22 protein-coding genes are annotated in these 21,589 nt (G+C 41.1%); 7 read left to right on the plus strand and 15 right to left on the minus strand.

Going from position 1 to position 21,589, the window contains the following annotated elements:
• The first annotated feature begins 42 nt into the window (after positions 1-42).
• On the plus strand, positions 43-864 hold the full coding sequence (gene proC / locus MOJ78_RS12995) for a pyrroline-5-carboxylate reductase (RefSeq protein ID WP_304977773.1): 822 nt from the start codon (positions 43-45) through the stop codon (positions 862-864).
• Positions 865-916: 52 nt separating this feature from the next.
• Here proC and MOJ78_RS13000 read toward each other — a convergent pair whose 3' ends face one another.
• Positions 917-2,533, minus strand: a complete 1,617-nt coding sequence (locus MOJ78_RS13000; RefSeq protein ID WP_304977774.1) for a M20/M25/M40 family metallo-hydrolase — start codon at positions 2,531-2,533, stop codon at positions 917-919.
• A 203-nt stretch (positions 2,534-2,736) separates the two neighbouring features.
• Between MOJ78_RS13000 and MOJ78_RS13005 the strand changes: the two genes are divergently transcribed.
• Both MOJ78_RS13005 and namA read left to right on the plus strand, forming a co-directional pair.
• Positions 2,737-3,516, plus strand: coding sequence for a glycerophosphodiester phosphodiesterase (locus tag MOJ78_RS13005; protein WP_304977775.1), 780 nt, complete (start codon positions 2,737-2,739; stop codon positions 3,514-3,516).
• A 109-nt stretch (positions 3,517-3,625) separates the two neighbouring features.
• The gene (gene namA / locus MOJ78_RS13010; RefSeq protein ID WP_304977776.1) at positions 3,626-4,642 is read left to right on the plus strand and encodes an NADPH dehydrogenase NamA; all 1,017 of its coding nucleotides are present in this window, start codon (positions 3,626-3,628) and stop codon (positions 4,640-4,642) included.
• Positions 4,643-4,688: 46 nt separating this feature from the next.
• On the opposite strand, the gene MOJ78_RS13015 is transcribed toward namA, so the two are convergent.
• The 9 genes from MOJ78_RS13015 to MOJ78_RS13055 all read right to left on the minus strand — a co-directional run bounded on the left by MOJ78_RS13015 (position 4,689) and on the right by MOJ78_RS13055 (position 15,586).
• Positions 4,689-5,912, minus strand: coding sequence for a DUF4129 domain-containing protein (locus tag MOJ78_RS13015; protein ID WP_304977777.1), 1,224 nt, complete (start codon positions 5,910-5,912; stop codon positions 4,689-4,691).
• Positions 5,909-7,117: a DUF58 domain-containing protein gene (locus MOJ78_RS13020; RefSeq protein WP_304977778.1), complete on the minus strand. Its 1,209-nt coding sequence runs from the start codon at positions 7,115-7,117 to the stop codon at positions 5,909-5,911. Before MOJ78_RS13020 ends, MOJ78_RS13015 begins: the two co-directional genes overlap by 4 nt.
• A complete protein-coding gene (locus MOJ78_RS13025; protein WP_304977779.1) occupies positions 7,114-8,064 on the minus strand; it encodes an AAA family ATPase in 951 nt (316 codons plus the stop codon). Before MOJ78_RS13025 ends, MOJ78_RS13020 begins: the two co-directional genes overlap by 4 nt.
• Positions 8,042-9,262 (minus strand): DNA polymerase IV, encoded by a 1,221-nt coding sequence (locus MOJ78_RS13030; protein WP_304977780.1) that lies wholly within the window; start codon positions 9,260-9,262, stop codon positions 8,042-8,044. Before MOJ78_RS13030 ends, MOJ78_RS13025 begins: the two co-directional genes overlap by 23 nt.
• Positions 9,263-9,300: 38 nt before the next feature.
• Positions 9,301-9,798: a MarR family transcriptional regulator gene (locus MOJ78_RS13035; RefSeq protein WP_304977781.1), complete on the minus strand. Its 498-nt coding sequence runs from the start codon at positions 9,796-9,798 to the stop codon at positions 9,301-9,303.
• A 312-nt stretch (positions 9,799-10,110) separates the two neighbouring features.
• Positions 10,111-11,241 carry a M20/M25/M40 family metallo-hydrolase gene (locus MOJ78_RS13040; RefSeq protein WP_304977782.1) on the minus strand — a complete coding sequence of 377 codons (1,131 nt, stop codon included), beginning with the start codon at positions 11,239-11,241 and terminating at the stop codon, positions 10,111-10,113.
• A gap of 275 nt (positions 11,242-11,516) precedes the next feature.
• Positions 11,517-13,064 carry an acyl-CoA carboxylase subunit beta gene (locus MOJ78_RS13045; protein ID WP_304977783.1) on the minus strand — a complete coding sequence of 516 codons (1,548 nt, stop codon included), beginning with the start codon at positions 13,062-13,064 and terminating at the stop codon, positions 11,517-11,519.
• Positions 13,065-13,066: 2 nt separating this feature from the next.
• A complete protein-coding gene (gene mce, locus MOJ78_RS13050; protein ID WP_304977784.1) occupies positions 13,067-13,909 on the minus strand; it encodes a methylmalonyl-CoA epimerase in 843 nt (280 codons plus the stop codon).
• Positions 13,910-13,930: 21 nt separating this feature from the next.
• Positions 13,931-15,586 (minus strand): acyl-CoA mutase large subunit family protein, encoded by a 1,656-nt coding sequence (locus MOJ78_RS13055; protein WP_304977785.1) that lies wholly within the window; start codon positions 15,584-15,586, stop codon positions 13,931-13,933.
• Positions 15,587-15,804: 218 nt separating this feature from the next.
• Here MOJ78_RS13055 and prli42 point away from each other — a divergent pair, with 218 nt between their 5' ends.
• The 3 genes from prli42 to MOJ78_RS13070 all read left to right on the plus strand — a co-directional run bounded on the left by prli42 (position 15,805) and on the right by MOJ78_RS13070 (position 17,484).
• Positions 15,805-15,894, plus strand: a complete 90-nt coding sequence (gene prli42, locus MOJ78_RS13060; protein ID WP_304977786.1) for a stressosome-associated protein Prli42 — start codon at positions 15,805-15,807, stop codon at positions 15,892-15,894.
• A gap of 129 nt (positions 15,895-16,023) precedes the next feature.
• Complete coding sequence (locus MOJ78_RS13065; protein ID WP_304977787.1) at positions 16,024-16,632, plus strand: IMEF encapsulin system ferritin-like cargo protein; 609 nt, start codon at positions 16,024-16,026, stop codon at positions 16,630-16,632.
• Positions 16,633-17,484, plus strand: coding sequence for a family 1 encapsulin nanocompartment shell protein (locus tag MOJ78_RS13070; protein ID WP_304977788.1), 852 nt, complete (start codon positions 16,633-16,635; stop codon positions 17,482-17,484). It begins immediately after the preceding gene.
• Between the two features lie 39 nt (positions 17,485-17,523).
• Here MOJ78_RS13070 and MOJ78_RS13075 read toward each other — a convergent pair whose 3' ends face one another.
• Entirely contained in the window at positions 17,524-17,994 is a 471-nt protein-coding gene (locus tag MOJ78_RS13075; protein ID WP_304977789.1) for a hypothetical protein, read from the minus strand.
• A gap of 149 nt (positions 17,995-18,143) precedes the next feature.
• Between MOJ78_RS13075 and MOJ78_RS13080 the strand changes: the two genes are divergently transcribed.
• Positions 18,144-18,515: a 2Fe-2S iron-sulfur cluster-binding protein gene (locus MOJ78_RS13080; RefSeq protein WP_304977790.1), complete on the plus strand. Its 372-nt coding sequence runs from the start codon at positions 18,144-18,146 to the stop codon at positions 18,513-18,515.
• Between the two features lie 6 nt (positions 18,516-18,521).
• Here the strand turns inward: MOJ78_RS13080 and MOJ78_RS13085 are convergent, their stop codons facing one another.
• The 4 genes from MOJ78_RS13085 to MOJ78_RS13100 all read right to left on the minus strand — a co-directional run bounded on the left by MOJ78_RS13085 (position 18,522) and on the right by MOJ78_RS13100 (position 21,555).
• Positions 18,522-19,040, minus strand: a complete 519-nt coding sequence (locus tag MOJ78_RS13085) for a L,D-transpeptidase (protein WP_304981257.1) — start codon at positions 19,038-19,040, stop codon at positions 18,522-18,524.
• Between the two features lie 61 nt (positions 19,041-19,101).
• On the minus strand, positions 19,102-20,055 hold the full coding sequence (locus MOJ78_RS13090; protein ID WP_304977791.1) for an aromatic acid exporter family protein: 954 nt from the start codon (positions 20,053-20,055) through the stop codon (positions 19,102-19,104).
• Positions 20,056-20,180: 125 nt separating this feature from the next.
• On the minus strand, positions 20,181-20,903 hold the full coding sequence (locus tag MOJ78_RS13095; protein WP_304977792.1) for an amino acid ABC transporter ATP-binding protein: 723 nt from the start codon (positions 20,901-20,903) through the stop codon (positions 20,181-20,183).
• Positions 20,896-21,555 (minus strand): amino acid ABC transporter permease, encoded by a 660-nt coding sequence (locus MOJ78_RS13100; RefSeq protein WP_304977793.1) that lies wholly within the window; start codon positions 21,553-21,555, stop codon positions 20,896-20,898. The genes MOJ78_RS13095 and MOJ78_RS13100 overlap by 8 nt, the downstream gene beginning before the upstream one ends.
• Positions 21,556-21,589 lie beyond the last annotated feature (34 nt).

Consider the following 21,589-nt stretch of genomic DNA (forward strand, 5'->3'; position numbering starts at 1 on the left):
TAGGATGATAGGGGATTTTATCATTTCCTAGGAGGTATCAAGATGAACATACTCAAGCAAATGATTTCCTTCATCGGAGCGGGTTCGATGGCTGAATCGATTATAAAAGGCTTGTTGAACACCCAATGTGTCACCACTGAACAAATTCAAGTCACAAACCGATCCAATAACCAACGCCTTACTTGTATTGCAGAAAACTATCACGTTATAGTTTCTCGAAATTTTGAAAAAATCGTTTCCGATGCCGACGTTCTTATACTTGCCATGAAACCGAAAGATGCACTAGAAGCTTTATTGGCACTCCGTTCTTATGTAACAACAAACCACATCGTTTTATCGGTGATGGCTGGTATTTCAACCAATTTTATTGAGTCTGTGCTCGAGGATCAAATCCCCGTGATTCGGGCGATGCCGAATACATCATCGGAAATCGGCTTTTCAGCAACGACAGTATGTACAGGTAAGTACAGTACATTTGAGAATTTAAAAAACGCAATTCAACTTTTCGAATCGATCGGTTCCGTCTTCGTTGTCGATGAAAAGCAAATGGATGTAACAACAGCGATTGCCGGAAGTGGTCCAGCCTACTTTTATTATATCGCAGATGCCATCCAGAAAGCTGCCCTCATACATGGAATCGGTGATCATGAGGCACGAATGCTGATTGCTGATACGTTAATCGGTGCTGGGGAAATGTTAAAACAATCATCAACTGATCTTGGGCAGCTTCGAAAAAAGATTACAAGCCCCGGCGGAACCACGGCAGCTGGCATTCAAGCATTAATGGAAGGAAACGTCCATCATGCCTTCATTTCTTGCATCACAGCGGCCGTCCGGCGTTCACAAGAATTAGAAAAGGGCTAGTTAGGCCATATTCCGGCCTAACAATGGTGATTCGCCCATATATCCAGACTTCTTATTTCAGCAATTTTCCAATCGCAGCAGGGAGCATTTGGTGGAAAGGTCCAAATGAATAATCGACGTTTAATCGTTCCGTCCATTTATGTGCATCTCTCCCTAGCGGTCCTAAATTCATTACTGGAATGTCCAGCTGTTGAAGCTCATCAAGTGGAAACTGGTAGCCAATTTGATAGAGCGGCATATTTCGGAACAACGGAATCAATCCATCTACAGGCTGTGTAAGGCTTGTAAAACTCAAATCGGATAAGCCTGCAAAATAATGCTGTTTCTTCAAGGTTACATTGTGCTCCGTTTTCGCATGCTCGATCATTTCATTGACAACGGTTTGAATAAATTCATTTTTTCTTGATGATACAGCCGGATAGAATGGCGGACTGTAAAACAAGACGATCATCGGTCCCTCATCCTTACAAAGTGAAGCAAGGTCCGACACGAGCCGAGTCGAAAGATCACGATCACCTAGATCCTTAAAATTAGTAGAAATGTATGCCTGTCTTCGAATGATCTCAGCTTCCCCATAGTGCAGGATTGCCTTTTCAAGAAGCTCATCGTACGTAAAAACTTGAATTTGATGCAAAATCGGATTGAATTGCTCCCATTGGTTAAATGCTGTTGCCCGGTAAAGAAGCTGTTGCTCAATCCTAGTCGCGATATTTCGAGCGATCTCCAACAGCTTATCATTAAAATCAGAAACCGACCGTTCCATCGTCATCAAATTAAACATTGTTACAGCGACATGTGGGATTTGCACCGAATATTCTTCCTTCATATCCTTTTGCATCAAATTCGTAGGCGGAGGTGTCACTTCACCATCTATCGACTCACAAAAGTCCGTGTTCAACTCAAGTTCGCGTGTCAGCTCAGAAACCATATAATTCGCATTCAATCCTGAAAAGGGTTCACCAACATGCGTTTCCATTCCATAACATAAATACCCTGGAAGGAGCTTTCCGATTGAACCTGTGTATACATATTGGTTCGTGTCCCCCGGATAACGAGTAAAGACGGGTTCTGAATTTAAGCAAGCTTTATAGTGAAGATTTTGCGTTTCAGTTAATTCGAGCAACACTTCAACCGCTTCGAGCATTCCAGTTGAATTCGCCTCTTCATCAGGGACGGTCAACAATAATATGTTTCCGTCAAATTCACCTAAACTAGCTTTCTCAATCATTGACATTTGAAGAGTAAGTCCTGCCTTCATATCCATCGCACCACGGCCGAAAATCCACTCAGCCTGTTCAAGATCATCCTGGATAACATCCGGAAGCTCGTGTTTAATCGCCAGAAATTCCTGAGTCAGTTCTTTCGGACGGAAAGCAAGATTCTTCCACTCGCCATAATCCTCAATATCGACTACATCAAAATGGCTGATCAGAATAACCGTTTCGTTCGACTTCCCACTTTGCACGAGAGCGGTTACGAACTTTCGTCCATCACTAGTCGGATGTATTTGCAGATCCTCTGGCTTCTCTTTGAAATAATTCAGCTCTGAAAGCTTCATATAAATAAATTCACTGATCCCGATTTCAGCATCGGACCCTGTGATACTAGGAAATTCAACAAGCTGATAAAGCAACTCTTTTAAACTATCTTTGTCCTGCCATTTTCTCATGATGGACCACCCCTAGTTGATAGTAACGTTACCGATTGACGCTTAATGTAAACATATTGAAAGATTTCTGCACTTAGTAATAAATTCCTTTAATACTGATCAAACTTTTTGTATATTTAAAGCATAACTTTATCATAGGGAAAATACGTATTCAGCTTTACCCATACCATTAAAATTAATTCTCTTTCCAAGGGGAGATGATCATGACATATATTTTTGCTCATCGGGGCGCAAGTAAATATGCCCCTGAAAATACGATGGCATCATTCCAGAAAGCAATCGAGTTGAATGCTGACGGAATCGAACTTGATGTCCAGCTTTCAAAAGACAACATTCCTGTGGTCATTCATGACGAAAACGTAAAGCGAACGACGGACGGAAAAGGCTTGGTTTGTGAATATAGCTTTGAACAGCTTCAATGTTTTGATGCTGGCAATTGGTTTTCCAGTCATTTTCAGGAAGAACGAATTCCTTCCCTAGAAGAGGTCCTGATTTGGATAAAATCGACCCCCTTGAAGCTGAATCTCGAACTAAAAAATACCATCCTTCCACATTATGGCATGGAAAGGCTGGTTTATGACCTCGTTACTAAATACGATCTCAATGACCGAATTATTTACTCATCGTTCAACCATTATAGTTTACGTGAACTTCAAAGAATCGATCGAACTAATGAAATTGCACCCTTATATTCCTCAGGTCTATATGAACCGTGGAACTATGTACGTAAATTAAACACCAAAAGTGCCCACCCGCACTGGAGAACCCTTAATGCTAGCATATTGAAAAGCTTCACTAAACATGGAATAAAGGTGAGAACATATACCGTCAATGATCCGAAGAAAATGCGTTGGTTGTTTGATCAGCAGGTGGAAGCCATCATTACAGATGTTCCAGACATTGCAAAGAACGTTCTGGATGGCGTTCACCACCATAAGCCATCTAAAATCCTGACAATCCTACAAAAACTGAATCCACTTTAGTGAGACAATAATTCCTGAAGCGACGAGTCTGAAGGGTGGGCAGTGTTTCAGGAATTTTCGCCGTCCTATGCTAAACTAAAAGATAGTAATGATTAATTGAGGTGAAAGAATGATTGCAAAGCTTTTTGAACCAATAACTTTCCGAAATGTAACACTTAAAAACAGGATTGTCATGTCACCGATGTGTATGTATTCCTGTTTTGAACAAGATGGTAAAATAACCAACTGGCATAAAACCCATTATCCAAGCCGTGCTGTTGGACAAGTGGGATTAATAATCGTTGAATCATCCGCTGTTCATCCACAAGGCCGTATTTCCATGCAAGATCTTGGGATTTGGAATGACTCCCATGTGGAAGGATTGCAAGAGCTCGTTGGACTGATCCATGAACAGGGTGCGAAAGCTGCCATCCAACTTGGTCACGCTGGTCGGAAAGCCATCGTAGAAGGGCCGATTTACTCGGCATCGCCGCTTCCATTTAAAGAAGGCATGGAACAGCCCGAGGAAATGTCGATAGAACAAATCAAAAAAACTGTTGAAGATTTTCAAGCTGCTGCACGTCGCAGTAAGGAAGCCGGATTTGATATTATTGAAATTCATGGTGCACACGGTTATTTGATCAATCAATTCCTGTCACCGCTTACGAATGAACGAACAGATGAGTATGGCGACTCAAAAGAAAAACGATTCCGGATTCTTCGGGAAATCATTACTGCTGTAAAGTCTGAATTTGATGGACCACTCTTTGTTCGGATCTCAGCAAATGATTACCATCCAAAGGGGTATACAGTTGAAGATTATGAGGACTATGCTACCTGGATGAAGGATTTAGGGGTCGATCTCATCGATTGCAGTTCAGGTGCAGTCGTACCTGCAAAAATCAACCCTTATCCAGGTTATCAGGTTCAATATGCGGATTACCTACGTTCAAAAGCGAATGTTGCAACAGGGGCAGTGGGTATGATTACTTCACCGCTACATGCAGAAGAAATCCTGCAAAATGAGCGTGCTGACTTGATCTTTCTTGCCCGTGAATTATTACGAGACCCGTATTGGCCAAGACGTGCCGCGAACGAACTGAATGTTGAACTGGCACCACCCAAACAATATACAAGAGGCTGGTAAATAAAGTATTGAGGCTGACTTGGAAGAGTCAGCCTCATTTTTATTGCTACTTCTTTTTATTCTTTTTCATTTTGATGCGATGGTTCTCTTTTCCCCACGATAACATTTTCTGAATGGCAGCTTCATAGCGAGTTGTTTGCTCTTGGGTTGCATCTTGTTCTCCGTACCGTACTTGTTGATAAATACCAGTTATTTGGTCATGTAAATTTTCCGGAGGGTCGATTCGATCTAACCATTCTTGAACAGATTCATACCTGAACCGCCCAAAATCATACTTTGCCATTTTTCTTTCTAGTTGGTATAGACGTTTACGGACCCTATTTTCAGGAGCCTTACTTTTAGTCCAGGATGAATAATCCGGTTCAGCGTAGTTTAAGGCATGTGATTCTACGGTGGGTGATAGCGTCACTTGACCACGCAACGTTAAATGTTTGTGGTAAAACTTATAAAACATCCATACGACAATAATAATAGCTGCAATGATGAGTATGGCGTTCATCCATTCGATAATGCCTGAACCACCATGTTCCTGATTTAATAGTTCCTCACTCATATCTGAAGCATTATCCGTGTCTTTCGATTGATTATCATTTTCGGACATAAACGATGTTAGCCAGTTAAAAAAACTGCTAACCGGATAGTAAAAAATAACTGCAAGTGTTCCACTGATCAACTTCATAGCAAGCATGAATGCCTGTTTAATCAATGGAAATACGGCGACAATGACACCCGTAACACCTATGAATCCTACAAAAGTATACGTAACATAACGTTGTAAGGCAGGGTTCGTTTCTTGTTGACGAACTATTCGATTCAATCGAATTGCCAAGAGCAGAATAAACTGGAACAACGTTAAAGCCAATGCGTTCATAAGCTCATCACTCGTTCGGTATAAAACGAAAAAAATGGATAGACCGATCACAGAAAACAGAAACAAATATACTTCCTGTCCTATATCTGAATCAAGGAAATGTAATGTAAACCTCCATGTACATACTAGAGAAACAATAATTACTAAAAGCCAATCTAACCCCATAACCCAACCGATTCCACATAGGAATGCGGCGATTAATAGAACTTTCCCTACAGTAATTTCAATCCTCGGCAATATGAATTCTAAAAGAACTCCACCGACAACCATCAACACGATAACGGGGACCATTACGTTTGTTTTAAATGGGGCATAAAACCAGACCGTCGTGAGAGCTACGAGTAAAACATCCATTAAGTAATGAAGCCATCTCGTACGGATGATCATAGAAGAACTCATGATATCGCCCTCCTCTTTTCAAGCCGGTCTAAGCTTGCTGAGGACTCATCCAAAAACACTTTATAAAGATCCATTCCCTGCCTATTGAATCGCTCGTAATAGTCTGCATCTGTCTGGTCATCTCCTACCAAAATCAGAACAGAAGAGCTGAAGTGACGTCGTTCAAACATCGACAATACTCGGTGCATCGGAACTTTAATGCTGCTATTATTTAATCGTGCTAGTAGTTCTAACGCTTTTGCCAACTGGCTTTTCCCCTCACCTTTTTCAAGGTGCATGTATGGAATTCTTCCTCTTGTCTTAATGTTGATGTAAATCTCGAAGGGAATATTCTGTTGAAAGGCGAATTGGCAAAGATAAGCTGTGTAACTAATCTGTTTTTCTAGTAGCTCAGACTCTCCCAATCGTGCTGCCTCTTTCGGATCAAAAATGACGTTCAAGAAGATTGTCCATGTTTGCGTCATCGCTTTTTCATAGATCTTCGTTTGCAATTCTTCCATTCGAGCAGATGCTTTCCAATGAATGCGTTGGAAGGAGTCTCCAGCCTCATAATCTTTCGTACCGACAACAAGATTGCGATCTTCAAATAAGGAGGATGGAACGACTCGACTCCCCTGCCGGCTCTGAATTAATTGTTGTACGCCGCCTACCGGCAACAATGTGGGATAAACGATCAACTCAGATTGGACGAGTCGATCGTTAACGAGCTTTCCTGTCGTCGCGTTCATCAGATCATAGACGGTAAGGCTGAGCATTGATACTTTCGCAACACCTCTTCTATTTCCTGTGATATTGAATGTTAAGCTTTTTGGTTCATTAGGAAGAAATGTAAATGGAACCGAGTACTCATTTACATTTCTCCGTTCCTCTATTGGTTGGAGGTTTTTAATTGAGCATTGATTATCTAATAAAAACGTCAAGTTCCCACTGAAGACAGGTAAACGACTACGATTCGCAATTTGTACCTTCCATTGATCTTGATCACCAGGAAACATCCGGATTGTTTGCCGGTTGTTGTTATATGAGAGTCTGCGTGTTATGAAATCAATATATCGACTCGATAAAACTGTACTTAATCCACTAAGAATCCCTATCCAAAACAAAACAGATGATTTCCCATAAAAACTCATAATAATGATAAACACAGAAAGTAGTGGAAGGTACATCGTAATTGGATTTGAATCGATGCTTCTACGCCAAATCACTTTTGCACCGCTCCTGCTTCTACCGGTACTTCCACTTCATCAAGAATGTCTTGGATGACTTGTTCAGGAGTTTTGCGTAGTTCTCCTTCCATTGAAAGTACAAGTCGGTGCGAAAGTACATATGGAGCCATATGTTTTACATCTTCCGGATTTGCAAAATCTCGACCTTTGAGCCAGGCGTATGCCTGAACAGCTCGCATGAACGCGAGTGTTCCCCTAGGACTTACGCCAATTTCTATTTGTTTGGATCTTCGTGTTTCAACCACAATCGATAGCATGTACGACTCAATTTCTTCTGTTAAATGGACAGACTTGATTGATTCTTGCATCTGTATGATTTCATCAGTCGAGTAGATTGAGGATAAGCTATTAAATGGTTCTTCGTTTCGATAGGCTTTCATCATGCTTTGTTCTTGATGGAAGCTTGGGTAACCAACATTGATTTTAAGCAAAAAACGGTCCATTTGAGCTTCTGGTAATGGAAAAGTTCCGTGCGACTCAATCGGGTTTTGGGTTGCAAGCACGATAAACGGGTTCGGCAAACGTACCGTCTCACCATCGATTGTCACCTGGCGCTCCTCCATTACTTCAAGCAAACTGGACTGTGTTCGGGGTGTAGCCCTGTTGATTTCATCTGCTAATAAAACATTCGCAACTACTGGGCCGTATCTCGTTTCAAACTCTCTCGTCTTTGGATTCAAATATTGGATTCCTGTTACATCTGAAGGGAGTACATCCGGTGTAAACTGGATTCTGCGGAACGTTCCTTCAATTGATTTTGCGATACTTTTCGCAAGCATCGTTTTTCCCGTCCCAGGAACATCTTCCAATAATACGTGACCGCGTGCTAGCAATGCGACCATCATTAAATCAACCGTTTTATCTTTACCGATCAGTACCTTGCCGATCGATTGTCTTAACTCCTCAAGTTTCGTTCTTCTTTCCATTTCTATTTTCCCCCTTTTTCTCTATACCCTTCTGAACAGAATGTTCTCCATATTTACGTTGAATTTTGTCTAAAGTTTCAAAAAGTTGTTCATCTTTTGTAAAATGATGGTACGAAAATAAGTCGAGCTGGCGATACGCTCGATTTTTTTCAATTACTTGTATCGCACTGACACCTAACAGCCTAACAGGTTCCCCGTTCCAGTGTTCTTTGAAAATCTTTTTTGCTGCTAGGGCGAGATCGGTTTTCTCCTGAATAGGGTTTGATAACGTCTCGCTTCTCGTCACCGTTTTTCGACCTGCATATCGGATTGTGAGCTGAAGTGTCGTCGCTACGACTTTTTTCCGTTTAAGCCGTAGTTCAAGAGAATCTGCGAGTTCATGTAGAACTTTGTCCATTTCAGCAAACTGAACAAGATCTTCGGGTAATGTGGTTGAAACGCCTACCGTTTTGAACGAATTGGAGGCTTCCGGATCTACTTCCCGGTTATCCATTCCTCTCGCTCTCTGCCATAGTTTTTCACCATTTTTGCCAAGTGCAAGCTTGACATCCCATTCTCCCTTATTCGCAAGGTCCCCAATCGTAAAAATATTGATTTCATGGAATTTTTCCATCGTCTTTTTTCCGACCCCATGCATTTCTTCAATTTTCATAGGCCAGAGTATTTGTGGTATTTCCCGTTTCCGTAGTACCGTAATTCCAAGAGGCTTTTTCATATCAGAAGCCATTTTAGATAAAAACTTATTCGGTGCGATACCGATGCTGCAAGGAAGCCTTAACTCATTGAGTAGCCTTGTTTGAATTTCATGCGCAATATCTAATGGAAAACCTCGTAAAGAGGCATCGGTCAAATCGATATAACCTTCATCAATCGAAACAGGTTCAACAAGATCGCTATATTCACATAACATATCAAATATCTTTTTCGAAGCATTTCTATACCGTTCGAACGATGGTGGAAGGACGATCAAATCGGGACATTTCCTTTTTGCTTCCCATAAAGGCATGGTTGTACGTACACCTTTTGCACGTGCTTCATAACTACTTGTTACAATGATCCCTTTCCGATCCTCCACATTCCCTGCAATCGCAACAGGTTTCCCTTTTAAAGATGGATCCAGCGCGATTTCAACTGAGGCATAAAAGCTATTCATATCGACATGAAAAATAACTCTAGCTGTTTTTGATTTGTTCAACATGAATTTCTTCACCAACCCATTCAATCGATGATCCAAGTCTACTTTTGTGCATTTAAATCTTTCGCAGTCTGTTCGGTCCAATCAATGAATTCTTTGCCATGAAAATGTTGGTTTAAATTCCGATGGAACGTAATCATTTCTTCTAAAAACTTTCGATTGTCGGTAGATTGTTGGTCAAATTCTATCAAATATTCATATAACTTATATGAGAATGCGGCAGATTGCTTTTGCTTTTGACGGCCTTCATCTGTTAAGACTGCATATGAAACTCGTCTATCATCATTTTTCTTAATCAATGTTATGTATCCCTTTTGCTTTAAGCGATTGATGACTTGCATAACGGTTGAGACGTCCCATAATCCTACGTTTGCAATCCTAGTAATCGTCGCTTCCCTTTCAAGCTCAACAATCCATAGAACGTGCTGTTCTGCTTGTGTTAAACCGATGCTTCTAGCTGCCTTCTGCCACTCTTCTTCTAGAATTTTGTAGGTACCCCTCAAATAGTTCATCATGATATGTAGGTTTCCTGGAATCATAGTACGCTGCCTCACTTCCATTTTTTGATTCAAAACTATTATTAAAATAGTAGTTTTATATTAACATATATTGTAAGAGGGCACACTATTTAAAATAATTTTAATATAAAATTCTAAAGAAAACTCGGCGATTGCCGAGCCTTCAGGCGAGAGCAAAGTCGTAGTTGCGCTAATACAATTGAAAGTATTTTTATACTTAACGTGTAAAAAAAGAACCGAACCGAATAGGTCGCTCTTCTCCTTAGACAACTTGCTATACGGAGGAGACGGACATTTTCCTATTACGGATCGGTAGTATAATTTATCTGCTTGTTAGTTTTTTGCTCCAACCTGCTCGATAATCGATACAACGAGCTCAGAGGTTTTCACCAGTTCTTCAATCGGCATACGCTCATTTGCTGTATGAATTTCTTCGTAACCGACTGCGAGGTTTACAGTTGGGATGCCAAATCCTGCGATAATGTTGGCATCACTTCCTCCCCCACTGTGAAGCAAGTCCGGCTTACGACCGATTTTTTCTACAGCCTGTTTCGCAACCTCAACGACTTCATCCCCATGATCGAACTTGAATCCTGGATACATGACGATGACCTCGACATTTGCTGTTGCACCCATTTCTTCTGCAGTCTTTTCAAACGCATCCTTCATCTTTTGGACTTGCTCTTCCATTTTCTCTGGGATCAAGGACCTTGCTTCTGCCAGGATTTCAACATGGTCGATAACAATGTTTGTATTCGTTCCAGCACCACCAGAAAAGCGGCCAATGTTCGCTGTTGTCTCTTCATCTATCCGACCAAGCGGCATTTTCGAAATTGCTTTAGCTGCAACAGTTATTGCGGAAACACCTTTTTCAGGGGCAACACCCGCATGAGCAGTTTTACCTTTGATAGTTGTAATCACCTTAGCTTGAGTCGGCGCAGCTACAATAATATTTCCGACTTTACCATCAGAATCAAGTGCGAATCCATACTTTGCATCGACGAGTGCTGGGTCAAGTTCTTTCGCACCAACTAGACCCGACTCTTCACCGACTGTAATAACGAATTGAATTTTGCCGTGTTTTATGTCATTTTCTTTTAAGACTCGGATTGCTTCAAACATAGCAGCTAATCCTGTTTTATCATCTGCTCCAAGTATGGTTGTCCCATCCGTTTTAATATAGCCGTCTTCAATCGATGGTTTAACCCCATTACCAGGTACAACTGTATCCATATGAGAAGTGAAGTAAATTGGATCAGCTTTTTCATCTGTAGCGGGTAACGTACAAACTAAGTTGCCAGCTCCGTGTCCAGTTTTCTCTTTCGTATCATCCTCAAACACCTCAAGACCAAGGTTAGAAAACTTTTCCTTAAGCACCTTCGATATTTCTTCCTCATATTTTGTTTCTGAATCAATTTGTACGAGTTCTAAAAATTCCTCAACAATTCGTTCTTGATTAATCATATTTTTAGCTCCTTTGTTGTTAGCAATTACGTTTTGTTTACGGTCCAGACATTTTGAACCCCCCATTCAAATCATGTTCAAAAAGGGGGATCAAAAGAGCCGGAATTTCTGAAGTTCAACTAAATACGCCTGAAACCACGTTGAACTGACTCACATCCTGTGAGCACAACGCCGAACTGACTAACATCCTGCGACTGCGGTTACTCGGCGCAAAACTGCATTGTAGTAACTAAATCTGTAGTCTTGTTAGCCTCCGGACTTTTTGTACTACTACTCTATAAAGGGATGTTTCCGTGTTTTTTGGAAGGACGACTATCCTTTTTGTTACGTAGCATATGTAATGCTTGAGCGAGCTTTATCCGTGTTTCTCTTGGGTCGATTACATCATCGACCATACCTCTTGATGCTGCAACATATGGGTTTGCGAATTTTTCCCGATATTCATCGATCTTCGCATTTCGAGTTTCTTCAGGGTTATTGCTATTTTGGATTTCCCTAGCAAAAATGATATTGGCTGCTCCCTCTGGTCCCATTACGGCAATTTCAGCATTTGGCCAGGCGTAGACAAGGTCTGCACCGATCGATTTACTATTTAGGGCCACATAAGCCCCACCGTATGCTTTTCTTGTAATCACGGTGATTTTTGGAACGGTCGCCTCAGAATAAGCATAAAGGATTTTCGCTCCATGTCTTATGATACCGCCGTGCTCCTGTTTAATTCCAGGAAAAAAGCCTGTAACGTCTTCAAATGTAATTAACGGTATATTGAAGCTATCACAAAATCGGATGAATCGAGCAACTTTATCAGAGGAATCGATATCCAATCCACCTGCCATCACCTTTGGCTGATTGCAAATCAGACCAATCGACTCCCCTTTTATCCGACCAAAACCGACAACGATATTCCGCGCAAAGTCTTTATGGACCTCCATAAATGAATCCTGATCGACTACTTCTAGAATAACATTTCTTACATCGTAAGGGCGAATAGTTTCAAATGGTACGACATCGGCAAGATTTTCTCGATAATCAGATTGTTCTTCACCAGATACCCGTTCGGGTTTTTGCTCATTGTTTTGTGGAAGATACTCAAGCAGACGGCGGACCTGGAGCAACGTCTCTTCCTCAGTAGGTGCGGTAAAATGAGCATTTCCACTTTTGGAACTATGAACCTTTGCTCCACCTAAATCCTCTGAACTGATGTTTTCGCCAGTCACCGTTTCAATTACCTTCGGACCTGTTATGAACATCTGACTAGTCTGCTCCACCATAAATACAAAATCGGTAATAGCAGGAGAATAGACCGCTCCACCTGCACACGGACCTAAAATCACAGAGATTTGCGGAATGACCCCAGAGTAAATCGAATTTCGGTAGAAAATTTGTCCGTACCCATCTAAAGATACGACACCTTCTTGAATTCGTGCCCCGCCTGAATCGTTCAACCCTATAAAAGGGGCCCCATTTTGCGCAGCAAGGTCCATTACCTTCGCAATCTTTTGTGCGTGCATTTCACCAAGTGCACCACCGAAAACGGTAAAATCCTGTGCAAACAAATAAATAGAACGCCCATGGATGGTCCCATAACCGGTTACGACTCCTTCACCGGGTGCACTATTCTTATCCATTCCAAAATCCTGATTTCTATGCTCGATAAATGGATTTATTTCTATAAAGCTGTCTTTATCCAGGAGCAAATCGATTCGCTCACGTGCAGTTAATTTTCCTTTTTCATGCTGTTTATCGATTCGTTCATCCCCACCGCCCATTTGTACTGTTCTGCGGCGGTCGTAAAGCTCATTGATTTTATCATAGATGTCCATCTTTATATACGCTCCTTCGATGATTTGTCACATAGTTCATAAAGTACCCCTTGTGTCGATTTCGGGTGCATGAATGCGATCTCTGCGCCCCCCGCTCCAGGCTTAGGTACGTCATGAATCATCGAGATCCCATTTTCTTTCAGTTGTTGGATCCGCTTTTCAATATTCTCGACTCCAAGAGCGACGTGATGGATTCCAACTCCTCGCTTTTGAATAAATGAATGGATCGAACTGGATTCATTCGTTGGTTCGAGTAGTTCAATTCGAATATTCCCAGCATTTAGAAAGGCAATCTTCACAGATTCTGACTTCACTTCTTCGATGCCTTCAAGCTTTAAATGTAGCGTATCTAAATAAAATGGAAGCGACTCGTCAAGCGACTCAACCGCTATCCCGATATGATCAACCTTTTTCACGATTTCGTTGTCCACATCTAGGTTAATTCCATCGCGCTGATAGACAGCTTTTTCAATGTATTTGGCAGTTTCGATAGAAGGAGTTCCTGGTGTGAAAATCTTTTGTACACCGTTTTTCTCAAGAAAAGGAATATCCTCCCAAGGAATGACACCACCACCGATGACAATAATCTCCTCTGCTCCCTGTCCTTTTAGTCCATTTACAACCTCTGGAAACAATTCGTTGTGGGCACCAGAAAGGCAGGACATCCCGATTGCATCCACATCTTCTTGTATAGCGGAAGCAACGATTTGCTCTGGAGTTTGTCGCAATCCAGTATAAATAACCTCCATTCCATAATCACGTAACGCCTGAGAGATGATTAACGCCCCACGATCATGCCCATCCAAGCCTGGCTTGGCAATTAAAACACGAATTTTCTTTTTCATTTGTTTTGACCTCCATGTCTCCTATATACCCGTAAACTCACCGAATTCTTCTCGTAATACGCCGCAAATTTCACCAATCGTACAATAGGATCTTACACAATCAACAATCAGCGGCATCAGGTTGTCTTTTCCTTTTGCACCAGCTCTAAGTGCATCTAACTGAGCGCTCGCTCGTTCATTATCTCTCGTCTGTCGTATTTTAGTGAGCTTCTCGATTTGATGCTCGCGTAAGCTCGGACCAACCCGGTGCAGCTCCGGCTTTGGTTCATCATCGAGCTTGAATGCGTTCATACCGACGACAATTTGTTCTTCTTTTTCAATCGCCTTTTGTGTTTCATACGATGTGTGGTGAATTTCGCGCTGCATGTAACCTTGCTCAACAGCGGAAACTGCCCCGCCAAGCTCTTCGATTTTTTCAAGATATTCATTTGCAGATTGCTCCAGATGGTCCGTTAAGGATTCCACATAGTACGAACCTGCAAGGGGATCCACTGTGTCCGCCACACCACTTTCATGTGCAAGAATCTGTTGTGTTCGAAGAGCGATACGTGCCGACTCTTCAGTTGGCAGGGCTAGTGCTTCATCACGTGAATTCGTATGCAAGCTTTGTGTTCCTCCCAGAACAGCTGAAAGCGCCTGAACGGTGACCCGTACAATATTGTTATCAGGTTGTTGGGCAGTGAGGGTCGATCCACCTGTTTGAGTATGAAACCGCAACTGCCAGCTTTTCGGATTTTTGGCACCATACGTTTCCTTCATTATTTTCGCCCACATGCGCCTAGCTGCTCTGAACTTAGCAACCTCTTCAAAAAACTCATTATGAGCATTAAAAAAGAAAGCGAGGCGAGGTGCAAAATGATCAACATCCAGACCCGCTTCAAGGGCTGCTTCAACATATGCTTTTCCGTTCGCAATCGTAAACGCAAGCTCCTGTGCCGCTGTCGCACCTGCTTCACGTATGTGATAGCCGGAAATACTGATTGTATTCCATTTTGGTACATCTGTAGCGCAATAGGCAAAAATATCGGTGATGAGACGCATGGACGGCTTTGGTGGAAAAATGTACGTCCCTCTTGCAATGTATTCTTTAAGGATATCGTTTTGAATCGTTCCAGAAATCTGTTCAGCTGAAATCCCTTGTTTTTCAGCGACGACAATGTACATCGCCAGCAACACAGCTGCGGGTGCATTGATTGTCATTGATGTACTTACTTTATCAAGTGGGATATCCTTCAAAAGTGCTTCCATATCCTCAAGTGAATCAATAGCCACCCCAACCTTACCTACCTCACCCCTTGACATCGAATGATCTGAGTCATAACCAATTTGTGTGGGGAGATCAAATGCAACCGATAAACCTGTCTGACCTTGCTGCAATAGGTATTGGAAACGATTGTTCGTTTCTTCTGCGGATCCGAAGCCGGCGTATTGTCGCATCGTCCAATACCTTGCACGGTACATGGTCGGCTGGATTCCTCTAGTAAACGGGTATTGACCAGGCAACCCGAGTTGTTCCATATATGCTGAATCCAATTGATCTGGCAAATATAAGCGGTCAATATCAATTTTAGAGGACGTTTCGAACGCTTCTTTACGTTCCGGAAACCTATCCATTAATTTTTTCGTGGTTTCTTGCCATTCTTTGTACAATTTAGAGAAGTCCTTTTCCTGTTCCATTCTAGAAGCCTCCTTAAACTCTTATGTTTACCACTTAACTCACTTCTCTATGTAAGCGGTTAACTCCTGCAAATACTCGAAAAAACTCGACAACCTTTACGCTTGTCCCTTAATCTTTTTCTTTGTACAATAAAAATATGTGTTCAAAAGTGAACAATCAGAATAGGGGTTCGACTTAGATCATCACGATTTAGAGTGATTGTTAGGAGGTTTACCAATTGCGTAGAAAATGGATGAAAATCATCATTTATATCATGATCATTTCAATGTTACTCTCGATTCTAACTAGTGTTGCCTTCATGTTTTAACTTGATGATAAAATAGGCGTTCTGTACTGAATGATTTTTTTTGATAATTTTCACTCACGTGCGTTTAGAACGTGAACAAATGGGAAATATGTTTAGATATGGAGCATGTAAAGAGGAGCGTGATAACCCATGTCTAATCACTTCCCTTTGTTAAAAAACATTTTTACTAGAACAGAGGAAGCATTAAAGGTCTTCATGGAAGTTCTTGAACCGACAATTGAAAATGCTAAAGATGAACATGAGCGTTTATATTTCCATCATATTTATGAGGAAGAAGAACACCGGCAGGACCGTCTAACTGTACTAAACCCAAAGTTGGACTATTTTATTGAACACAACGATGCAGCAGATCGATCGAACCATGAATTTATAAGGTTGCTACAAGATATCAGCCTTGAAAAGTTCGGACTTCATAATTTTCTTGAACACTTGGATCTGGCACTCTTTCAATTTAAAGATACCGAGTACGAACCTAGCTTACAAAGCTTGCGTGATATGACCAACGAAGATTATCAAGCCATAAAATCTCTTCTTAACGAATTGAATGATCAATTTGAAGGGGCGGCAAACTCTGCTGCTTCGATTCCAACTGACGAAAAAGAACATGTAGCGAAACACCTTAAGGTTGATAAATATATAAATGACCCGGTAACACAATCATCTTTAACATCGTCTATTACTATTGCCAGTCAGAAAAAAAAGCTTACCGTCGGCAGTTTAAAAGGAGGCGATCAATAGATGAATAAAACGTCAAGATTTGCTGATTCTCCCTTAGGTGATCGTGATTGGGAACGACTAGATGAAACGATTGTTAATAGTGTCCGCAGACAATTGATCGGCCGTCGATTTATTGATATTTATGGACCACTAGGACAAGGTGTCCAAACCGTTACAAATGACGTATATGAAGAAAAAGAACATGGTATGATGGGCTACCATGGTGAAAGCCTCCAGTTGACTGAGCCAACGAAAAGGATCAACTTGACAGTCCCGCTATTGTACAAAGACTTTATTTTGTACTGGCGGGATATTGAACAAGCGAAAACATTAGATATCCCAGTCGATTTCTCGGCTGCAGCCAATGCTGCCGCCCAATCTGCTCTACTAGAGGATGATATGGTATTTAATGGTGCGAAAACGTTTGATATCGACGGGTTGATGAACGTTAAAGGACGCTTGACTCATATTCGGGAAGATTGGATGAAGTCGGGGAATGCATTTATGGATGTTGTTGAGGCACGTAACAAATTACTGAAAATGGGACATAGCGGACCCTATGCACTGGTTCTTTCACCCTCTTTATATGCCTTGATTCACCGTGTACATGAAGGTACTCATGTTCTTGAAATTGAGCATATCCGTGAGCTTGTTACAGATGGTATACATCAATCACCGGTTATAAAAGAGGATTCGGGTGTTCTTGTTGCAACTGGCCGGGAAAATCTTGACCTTGCCATTGCTGAAGATTTTGATTCGGCCTTTATGGATACTGATAACATGAATTACTTGTTCAGAGTTTATGAAAGCTGTGTCTTAAGAATAAAAAGGCCCTCTTCCATCTGTACACTCGAGTCACCTAAAAAAAAGTAGAGTCCCATTAGGATTCTACTTTTACTCTTTTGTACTCTATTATGCAATTTTTATGATTTTCGAATTAAATTCTTTATTCAGCTGTTTTAATTCACGTTCTCTCTCAATAGCATCCATACCGATGTCATCTAGGATCGCTTGAACTTCTTCCCAAAAAATCTGTGTGAAGGAACCCTCGTTTACTTCACAAAGACGTATTAAGTAGTCGATCCTCTGTTTCGTTTTGAGTTTTTTACAGTAACTGTTTTTCAATTCTTTAATCGGACAATGCCGTGTTGACGTCATTATACTAATGTCATGAACATTGACAATGTAATGCTCGCCTTCATCCGAAATAAAACCGATCGAATAAAAAGTTGCTCCAGAGTAATCGACGTTGGTAATTACAGGGTATGTAAATTCTTCACCCGTACTCAAACGAATTCGATTCGCTTCAATAGCTCCACCTAGTTTTCTCTCGTTTGTAATCAATGTGTGCATATCAGTGAAACCATGTACATCGTAATTCATGAGAGTTCCTCCTTAACGATAATCGTTCTCATTGATATTCATTCTCATTTTATATGAGAATCGTTCTCATGTCAACGAGTAAATTATGATTTTCGGAACATTTCATAAAAAAACGTAATGTTTCGTATGCTATGAAAGGATGGTTGAAGGTGAAAAAAGCCTTAACAGTGGGGTCTCTTAAACAAAATGCAATTGTTGAAGTGTCGAAGGAAGTTTCAGGTGCCGCTAATACGTCGGAAGCGACGATCAAGAATACTACAACAACTGAAAAGATCTATTTTATACAAAATCGAAGAAGCTGCACTATTCCTTTTAAAAAATGGTCAACTGTATTAGATACTGCCTTGGCGAATGGTTGTCAGTTGGATTTTAAATGCAAAAAAGGAATATGCGGAAAATGTGAGATTCATGTCCTAAAGGGGATGGACAGACTAACATCACCGAACGGAGTTGAACAGAAAAACCTTGGTTCTAATCTTCATTCAGGACACCGGCTTTCTTGCCAAGCACGAATGAAGTAATTCCTGCTATTCGTCATATTCCACAATCACATTCCGCATTTGTGCAATTTCCAGAAGCGATTTTGAGGTATTTACTACCACTATCTTTGTTCCAAGCGGTACATGGTCGTACAACCATTGGATGTCGTCTTCTTTAAACCGGACGCAGCCTGCTGTCACATATTTTCCAATCGTTTCAGGGTTGTTGTTTCCATGGAGTCCATAGATTCTTCCATCAGTATTCTTCGCATCAAACCCGATCCAGCGTGAACCGAGAGGATTATCCGGATCACCGCCACGGATATCTTTTTTCCTATAATAAGGGTCCTTTGCTTTAACGACAATTGTAAATTCTCCCTCAGGTGTTAGTTCTGTTGATTTTCCAGTTGCTACACGTCCTTCTTTTACAATGTTCCCTTCATCAACAAAGAGATATGAATTCGTTTGTTTGTTCACAATCAAGTAAGGATCCCCAGGCAATGGGTTTTCTCCTAATGGCCATATAGGCGATGAAAAGGCAATGATCAGGGCAAAAACTAGATTTATGGCTCCCACTTCTAACTCTCCCTTCCAATCAATTAATTATAGTTTGCCCAATCCACCTATGTCATTCATCCCTTACTTTAAAATACCGCTTTAAAATTAAGTATTGTTCCATTTCATTTAAAAAATGAAGCAAAGAGGACCGAGTCTCAAATTCGATTCGATCAGACGGTAATTCCATTTCCCGAAAGGATTGCCGTAACTGCTCAAGTTCATTTAGATATTTTTGGGCGGTATTCCCTGGGTGAATTGCATCGGCAATACGCTTTAAGAAATCTGCGATTTGATGACTTTGGACATAGCTTCGATCGAGCGATGAAATGATCGGAAGTACACGTTCAAGGATTTCAAATTGCTTTTCCCTCATTTTAAAATAATTGTAATACTCGTTTTGATCTCTTAACAGGTGGTTTTCCACATCCTGAAATGCCAAACTTTTCCCTTTTTGTATTAACTGATCTGCTTTGACAATCTCTTTCCCATCCCAATCGTTGTCACCGTTTCGTAAGAATCCTGCATATTCAAGTAAGATAGTTTGGATTAAGTCTTCTAATTCTGACTGGTATCCCTTGAGCTGTTTCTCCATGCTTGGCATATACAAATTCATAAGCAATGCAACCCCTATTCCAATCGAAATGATAGCAAGCTCATTGAACACAATCGATACATTGACATCTTTAATCATCAGCAAGTGCAGAATAATTACGGAGCTTGTAATCACTCCCTGTTGGATACGTAACGCTACGGTCGTCGGTATAAAAACAAGCAGCAAAAAACCGAGGATAAAGGGATGGTATGAAATCCCTTCAAAGAATACGAATCCATACAGAATACCGATGATACACGCAACAAACCGCTGTGCAGCACTGATTATCGACCGTTTTTTCGTCACTTGTATTGAAAGGATTGCAAGTATACCGGCTGAAATATAATTATCGAGTTCCAAAAATTTTGCAATATAGATCGCAACAGGCGCTGCAATCGCAGTCTTAAATGTACGATAACCAATCCGAAACATCCGATAAACACCTCCTGATCGAACGTAAAAATGGAATGACTCATAAGAATCATTCCCTAAAATAAACCATTCTAATGATTCAAGATAAATATCATGACTTTCTTAAAGTGTGGGGCATTCGGGATTTAAAGTATCTTCGCTAAAAACTGTTGCGCCCGTTCCGTCTTCGGTGAAGAGAAAAATGTATTTGGATCACATTCTTCTATTAGCGTACCTTCATCTAAAAATAAGACTCGATCGGAAACCTCTCTCGCGAAAGCCATCTCGTGTGTAACGATGACCATCGTCATTCCGGTATGTGCTAAAGATTTGATAACCTCGAGAACTTCTTTTACCATTTCAGGATCTAGTGCTGAGGTCGGTTCATCAAACAGCATCACCTGTGGCTCCATCGCAAGTGCACGTGCAATAGCCACCCGTTGTTTCTGACCGCCTGAAAGTCGACTCGGATAATCCTGTTCTTTTTCCGATAAACCCACTTTTTTAATCAGTGTCCGTGCTTTTATGATGGCGTCGTACTTCTTCATTTTCTTAACCGTAATCGGTGCATAGGTGACATTCTCGAGTACCGTCATATGCGGGAATAGATGAAAGTGCTGAAACACCATACCGATTTGCTCTCGTATTTTAAAAATCGGAGCGCGTTTATTTGTGATCTCTTGGCCGCTCACCGTGATTACACCATCAGTTGGTGTTTCCAAACGGTTAATGCATCGTAAAAATGTTGATTTACCAGATCCAGAAGGACCGACAACCGCTATCACTTCACCATTTGCGATGGTCGTTTCGATTCCTTTTAAAACGACTGAATCACCGAATGATTTATAAAGATTGCTAACATTAATCAACGACTCTCAACCTCTTTTCAATAATCTTCCCAGTAACCGACAAGCACATCACCATCAGATAATAGATGAATCCGACAATCAGAAGCGGTTCGAAAAAGTAATACGTATCTGCACCAACAATTTGCGCTCTCCTCATAATATCTGTCACACCGATTACTGAGACGATTGCAGATTCTTTCGTAAGCGTCGCAAACTCATTCACCATTGCAGGCAAAATATTTTTTAGAGCTTGCGGAAAAATGATTTGCCTCATCATCGGACGATATGGAACTCCAAGTGCTTGAGCAGCCTCAGTTTGACCTTTATCAACAGCTTGGATACCCGCTCTGATGATTTCAGACATATACGCACCAGAATTGAGTCCGAAGGTGAGGATTCCAGCTATGAACGGCGTAATTTGGTAGCCCGTCAGTTGAGGTGTCGCAAAATAAATGATCGATAATTGCAAGATAAGCGGTGTTCCTCTAAAAATAGATGTATACACACTAGCAAGCCAGTTTAATAGTGAAATACGTGTGAGTTTGGAAAGTGCTAATAAGATACCTAATACAAAACCAAGTACTGCTGATACCGTTACAAATTTTAACGTGACCCATATCCCCTCAATGATGAATGGAATAGAAGGCACAACTTGGCCGAAATCCAAATTCATGCCTCTGTACACCCTTTCTCTCTAGTAGTCTTCT

Origin of the sequence: Alkalihalobacillus sp. AL-G (genome assembly GCF_030643805.1) — a bacterium.
Lineage (GTDB): Bacteria > Bacillota > Bacilli > Bacillales > Fictibacillaceae > Pseudalkalibacillus.